General features: G+C 72.1%; 5 protein-coding genes. 4 read left to right on the top strand and 1 reads right to left on the bottom strand.

Annotated features, from left to right (window positions below):
* Positions 1–40: 40 nt before the first annotated feature.
* Complete coding sequence (locus G6045_RS39025) at positions 41–1,333, top strand: MFS transporter (protein ID WP_165336989.1); 1,293 nt, start codon at positions 41–43, stop codon at positions 1,331–1,333.
* A 75-nt stretch (positions 1,334–1,408) separates the two neighbouring features.
* Here G6045_RS39025 and G6045_RS39020 read toward each other — a convergent pair whose 3' ends face one another.
* Complete coding sequence (locus tag G6045_RS39020; RefSeq protein WP_206344766.1) at positions 1,409–1,837, bottom strand: cupin domain-containing protein; 429 nt, start codon at positions 1,835–1,837, stop codon at positions 1,409–1,411.
* 200 nt (positions 1,838–2,037) lie between these two features.
* Between G6045_RS39020 and fdhA the strand changes: the two genes are divergently transcribed.
* From fdhA to G6045_RS39005, 3 genes are all read left to right on the top strand, one after another.
* Positions 2,038–3,273, top strand: a complete 1,236-nt coding sequence (fdhA, locus tag G6045_RS39015; RefSeq protein WP_165336988.1) for a formaldehyde dehydrogenase, glutathione-independent — start codon at positions 2,038–2,040, stop codon at positions 3,271–3,273.
* 137 nt (positions 3,274–3,410) lie between these two features.
* Complete coding sequence (locus G6045_RS39010; RefSeq protein ID WP_165336987.1) at positions 3,411–4,310, top strand: pseudouridine-5'-phosphate glycosidase; 900 nt, start codon at positions 3,411–3,413, stop codon at positions 4,308–4,310.
* A gap of 86 nt (positions 4,311–4,396) precedes the next feature.
* On the top strand, positions 4,397–5,314 hold a 918-nt coding region (locus tag G6045_RS39005; protein ID WP_206344764.1), incomplete at its 3' end, for a carbohydrate kinase family protein.

Below are 5,314 nucleotides of genomic sequence, written 5' to 3'. Positions count from 1 at the left end.
ACCCTGCCGTCCTCCCGCCCCCGCCTGGCACACTGCGCCGGTGACCACCACCGAGCCGTCCCCGATATCGATCACGCCCGAGCAGGTGCCCGCGCTGCGCCGGCGGACCACCGCCGTGCTGATCGCGAGCCAGATCCTGGGCGGGCTCGGAGTCGCCACCGGGATCGCGCTGGCCGCCGTCCTCGCCCAGGAGGTCAGCGGCACCGAGGCGCTCTCCGGCCTTGCGCCGACCGCGACGGTGGCCGGTACCGCGATCCTGTCGATGCCGCTGGCCGCCCTGATGACCCGGCGCGGACGACGGCCCGGACTCGTACTGGCGTATGCGATCGGCGCGTTGGGCGCGGGGGTCGTGGTGCTCGCGGCCGCGATCGGGAACTTTCCGCTGCTCCTGATCGGCATGGCGGGCTTCGGTGCCGCGTCCTCGGCCAATCTGCAGGCCAGGTTCGCGGCGGCCGACCTCGCCGAACCGCAGCACCGGGCGCGGGCGATCTCCAACGTCGTCTGGGCGACGACCATCGGCGCCGTCCTCGGCCCCAATATCGCCGCACCCGCGGGCCGCAGCGTCTCGGGCCTCGGGATACCCGAGGCGTCGGGCGCGTTCCTGTGGGCGGCGGGGGTCTTCGTCGTCTCGGCCGTGCTCGTCGCCGTACTGCTTCGACCCGATCCGCTGCTCGCCGCCCGCGCCCTCGACCCCGAGGCGAACGGCTCGCCGCAGAGCCGCTCGCTGCGCGCGGGACTGGCCGCGGTCGCCGCATCGCCGAAGGCCCGGCTCGCCCTGGTGACGGTCGCCGTCTCGCACACCGCGATGGTCTCGATCATGTCGATGACCCCGGTCGACCTGGGCCACCACGGCGCGGACATCGATCTGATCGGCCTTGTGATCAGCGGCCACATCGCCGGTATGTACGCGTTCTCGCCGGTGATGGGCCGCCTCTCGGACCGCCTCGGCCGGCTCTCCGTGATCGCGCTGGCCGTCTCGCTGCTCGCGGTGGCCGCCCTGCTAGCCGGCACCGCGGGCCCCAACCACACCCAGACTGCCATCGGTCTGTTCGTACTCGGCCTCGGCTGGTCGGCCGGTCTGGTCTCCGGCTCCGCCCTGCTCACCGACTCCGTCCCGCAGCCCGCCCGGGCCGCCGCCCAGGGCCTGTCCGACCTGACCATGAACACGGCGGCGGGTGTGGGCGGCGCTGCGGCCGGCTTGATCGTCGCGCAGGCGAGCTACGCCTGGCTCAACCTGATCGCCGCCGTACTGCTGCTTCCGCTGGCCGCGCTCGCGGTACTCACACCGCGGCGCTCGCGCCGGCCCAAGGAGACGCCGGACGCGGCGAGTTGACCGTAGGAGTGATGCACAGCGAGCCGGCCGTCAAAGGCGTCTGACGCATCCGGGACGTCGGAGACGCGAGAGGCGTCAGAGGCTGATGTGGTACGCCTTGCGCAGCGTCTCGTGCACGGTCCACGTCGTACGGTCCCCTTCGCGCAGCACCGCCGCGACGCCCGGCCCGAGTTCGAGGACGTCCCCGCCCTCGACCGCCACGGTCGCCCGCCCGCTCACCACCACGAACAGCTCGTTCGCCTCCGTGTCGGTGACGACGCCCGGCGTGATCTGCCAGATGCCGCGCAGCTGCTTGCCGTCCGGCGACTCCCACAGCACCTTGCCGGTCACCTCGGGCGTGCCCGACACGATCTGGGCGGGGTCGAGCGGTTCGGGTTCGAGCTCGGCGTCCGGGATGTGCACGGCGAAGGAAGCGGGGGCCGCGGTGTCGGCAGCGGCGGTGGCGGTGGCTGCGGCGGTGACAGCGGCGGTGGCGGTGGCTGCGGGATCAAGATCAGTCGTCATGGCCGGTCACTCTAGAGACCCTGGCCGCAGGGGCCTCCGCCGGGCCATACGAACCGGCCCGATTACCCCTCCGCACCCCCTGGCCGCCTCCCCGCCCCGGTAGCAGACTCCGCCATGCGCACAGGCCGTACGAGCCACGGGCGCGACCCGCCCGTGGACGCACATCCGCTGCCTAGAGCCGAAGGGACGGCGAGCGATCCATGAGCGGATCCGCCGGAAACAAAGCAGTCGCGTATCTCAAGCCGGGAGCCGTGGAAGTCAGGACCATCGACTACCCGACGCTTGAACTCCAGGACGGACCAGGGGTCGCACCCGAGAACGTCGGCCGCAAGTGCCGGCACGGAGTGATCCTCAAGGTCCTCGCCACCAACATCTGCGGCAGCGACCAGCACATGGTGCGCGGCCGCACCACCGCGCCCGAAGGTCTGGTGCTCGGGCACGAGATCACCGGAGAGGTCGTCGAACGCGGTCCCGATGTGGAGACCGTCGAGACCGGTGACATCGTCTCGGTCCCGTTCAACATCGCCTGCGGCCGCTGCCGCAACTGCAAGGAACGCAAGACCGGTCTCTGTCTGAGCGTCAACCCGGCACGCCCCGGGGCCGCTTATGGCTATGTCGACATGGGCGGCTGGGTCGGCGGACAGGCCGAGTACGTCATGATCCCGTACGCGGACTTCAACCTGCTCAGGTTCCCCGACCGGGACCAGGCACGGGCGAAGCTCCTCGACCTGACCATGCTGTCCGACATCTTCCCGACCGGCTTCCACGGCGCGGTCACCGCCGGGACCAAGGTCGGCTCGACGGTGTACGTGGCCGGTGCCGGGCCCGTGGGGCTCGCGGCCGCCGCGTCGGCGCAGCTGCTCGGTGCGGCCGTGGTGATCGTCGGCGATCTCAACGCCGAACGCCTCGCCCAGGCACGGAGTTTCGGCTGCGAGACGATCGATCTGACCCGTGGCAGCGTGGACGAACAGATCGCCCAGATCCTCGGTGAGCCCGAGGTGGACGCCGCGGTCGACGCGGTCGGCTTTGAAGCGAGGGCGCATGGGCCGGACTCGCCCGAAGCACCGGCCACTGTGCTCAACTCCCTGATGGGCGCGGTCCGTGCGGGCGGCGCGCTCGGCATCCCGGGCCTCTATGTGACCGACGACCCGGGCGGCGTCGACCAGGACGCGCGCAGCGGCACGCTCAAGGTGCGCCTGGGCCTGGGCTGGGCCAAGAGCCACCGGTTCACCACGGGGCAGTGCCCGGTGATGAAGTACCACCACGGCCTGATGAGGGCGATCCTGCACGAGCGCGTGCACATCGCGAAGGCGGTCAACGCCACCGTGATCGGCATCGAGGACGCCCCGCGCGGCTACGCCGAGTTCGACCAGGGCGCCAGCCGTAAGTACGTACTGAATCCGCATGGAGTGCTGGACGGGGTGCGTCCCGTCTGAGCGGCCGCGCCGCCGGCGTGCCCGCGTATCCGCAGGGGTGCGCGGGCACGCGTATGCCGCGGCGGTTTGGCGGTCCGCCGTGCTCGCCAAGGATGAAGGGGACACGACGAGTGTGCTCGACGAGGGGAGACGTGCGCGTGCTGGTGGTTTCCGCTGAAGTACGGGAAGCGATCGCGGGGCGGCGGCCGGTCGTGGCCCTCGAGTCGACGATCATCGCGCACGGGCTGCCGCGCCCGCGCAATCTCGAAGTGGCCCTGGAATTCGAGCAGTCGGTACGGGAGGAAGGCGCCGTACCGGCGACGGTCGCCGTGGTCGACGGCCAAGCGCGGATCGGTCTGGACAAGCAGCAACTGGAACGGATCGCGGCAGGTGACAGCGTACGCAAGCTCGGGCAGCGGGATCTGCCGCTCGCCCTGGCGACGGGCGCGACCGGGGCGACGACCGTGTCCGGTACGGCGTTCCTGGCCGCCCTCGCCGGGATCCGGATCTTCGCGACCGGCGGACTCGGCGGCGTGCACCGGCAGTGGACCAGCACGCAGGACGAGTCGGCCGACCTGGGGCTGCTCGCGCGGACCCGGATCGCGGTGGTCTGCGCCGGGGTGAAGTCGATCCTCGACGTACCGGCGACGCTGGAGCGCCTGGAGACGCTCGGCGTCGCCGTCGCCGGCTATCGCACGGAACGTTTCCCCGGGTTCTATGTGGCGGATTCGGGTCAGCCGGTGGACTGGTCGCTGTACTCCCCCGCGGATGTCGCCGCGGTGCTGCGCGCCCAGGACGAACTCGGCGGTCCCGACGCCGCGTTGATCGTCGCCAACCCGGTGCCGGTCGCGGAGCAGCTCGACCCCGCTCTCCACGACCAGGTGCTCGACGACGCACTGCGGGCCTGCGACGAGCAGGGGGTGACGGGTCAGGCGGTCACGCCGTTCCTGCTGGACTTCCTTGTGCGGCGTACGAAAGGGGCCTCGCTGCGGGCCAATCTCGCGGCGGTACGGGGGAACGTACGCCTCGCGGCGAAGATCGCGGCGGCGTGGGCATGAGCGGGGATGGTGGCGAGGGTATCGGCGGGGATCGCGGCGGCGCGGGTATCAGCGGGGCCGGCGGCGAGGATCGCGGCGGCGCGGGTATGAGCGGGGATCGCGGCGGACGGGAGTGGGCCGCGGGTGACGGGACGCCGGTGCCCGGCGGACTGCTCGTTCTCGGTGATGTGGTGACCGATGTGGTGGCGCGCCATACGCTCCCCCTCGCGTCGGGCACGGACACGGCGGCCGCGATACGGATGATGCCGGGCGGCGCGGGCGCCAATGTGGCCTGCTGGGCGGCGTATTGGGGCACTGAGGACGTCCGGTTCGCCGGCCGCGTGGGCGCGGATGCCGCGCAGTGGCACGCCCGGCGCCTGGACGCCGCGGGGGTACGGGCTCACCTCACGGTCGACGAGGAGGCGCCGACGGGCACGGTGGTGTGCCTGGTGAACGGGGGCGACGCGGCGGAGCGCACGTTCCTCACGGACAGCGGTGCCGTGTTGCGGTTGCGGCCCGAGGACCTCTCATCCGGCCTGTTCGACGGGATCGCCCATCTCCATGTGTCCGGCTATCTGTTCTTCGCCGAGTCCAGCCGGGCCGCTGCGGTCGCCGCCATCCGTACAGCACGAGCCCGGGGCGCCACGGTGAGCGTGGACCCCGCGTCGGCGGGCTTCCTGGCCCGGACCGGGGTCGATCGCTTTCTGAACGCCGTACGTGGCGTGGACGTTCTGCTGCCCAGCCACGCCGAGGCGGAACTGCTCTCGGGGACGGCCGAACTCACCGAAGCCGCATCCCGGTTGAGCCGGACGTTTCCGCTGGTCGTGGCCAAGAACGGGGCGCTGGGCGCCCTGGTGTGCCACGCGGGGGACGTGGCGGCGCGGGTGCCGGCGACGTCCGTGCAGGCGGTCGACACCACCGGCGCCGGTGACGCTTTCACGGGCGCGTTCCTGGCCGCGCGGCTCGCGGGGGCAACCGCCGAGAAGGCGGTGGTCGAGGGGTGCCGGGCGGGAGCGGTCTCGGTG

The organism is Streptomyces mesophilus, assembly GCF_011044995.1.
GTDB lineage: Bacteria > Actinomycetota > Actinomycetes > Streptomycetales > Streptomycetaceae > Streptomyces > Streptomyces mesophilus.
The sequence above is the reverse complement of the archived record's forward strand: the minus strand, read 5'-3'. Positions and strand labels throughout refer to the sequence as shown.

Excerpts from the sequence above, each read along its gene's own strand:
- G6045_RS39020 (WP_206344766.1), bottom strand. The coding sequence starts at position 1,837 with ATGACGACTGATCTTGATCCCGCAGCCACCGCCACCGCCGCTGTCACC.
- fdhA (WP_165336988.1), top strand. The coding sequence starts at position 2,038 with ATGAGCGGATCCGCCGGAAACAAAGCAGTCGCGTATCTCAAGCCGGGA.